The sequence below is a fragment of the Telluria sp. AZSoR62 genome (genome assembly GCF_058111565.1).
This window is the reverse complement of the sequence record NZ_JBYTST010000055.1, coordinates 1-543: the sequence shown is the minus strand read 5'-3', so window position 1 is coordinate 543 and position 543 is coordinate 1. Positions and strand designations below refer to the sequence as shown.

General features: G+C 49.5%; 1 protein-coding gene and 1 pseudogene. Both read right to left on the bottom strand.

Annotated elements, in window-relative coordinates; all coding sequences use genetic code 11:
• A pseudogene (locus AC3XQU_RS22825) lies at nucleotides 1-300 on the bottom strand (hypothetical protein); the annotation flags it as partial.
• Between the two features lie 27 nt (nucleotides 301-327).
• Nucleotides 328-543: hypothetical protein (locus AC3XQU_RS22820; RefSeq protein WP_489876445.1), on the bottom strand; the 216-nt coding region annotated here is incomplete at its 5' end.

Here is a 543-nt window from a genome sequence, read left to right as displayed (position 1 = left end):
AAATCGCTCCATAGTGAGCTGACGTATTTCTTCTTGCTCGCTTAGATCGCAATGGGTCCGCAAAGTTTGCACTCGGCAAATCTTACGGACTCGTTCATCACGGTCCATTTCTAAAGCAATACGGTTCACAGCGGAGGCAGTACGTGCGGAGGCGTCGCTATTTTGGATGTATCTAGCGCACAAGTTTTCGAAAGGCGTGATCGTTTCGGAGGCTTCAATCAACTGAGCGTCGTTGTTGGGTACTGTCGACCCTGGCTTTCCCAGTTCAGCCAGGATCGTTTCAATCTGTTCTGCTGCCATCAAAAGGGCTCGTCGGTTCAGAAAATCCTACAAAGCCGCGTTATCCACTGATCGATCCAGGCGAGGCAGAATTGCAGTTTTTAGGTCATCCAATGTGCAGGATAGACCTAGCAAAACCTTCATTCCCGCAGCAAGAATCTCGACTCTGATTTCTGGATAGACGCGCATTGTCTGTTCTATGCGCTCACTCACGACAGCTACCTGGTCCTTCAGTTCATGACCCTGGATTTCGAACGTTACAGC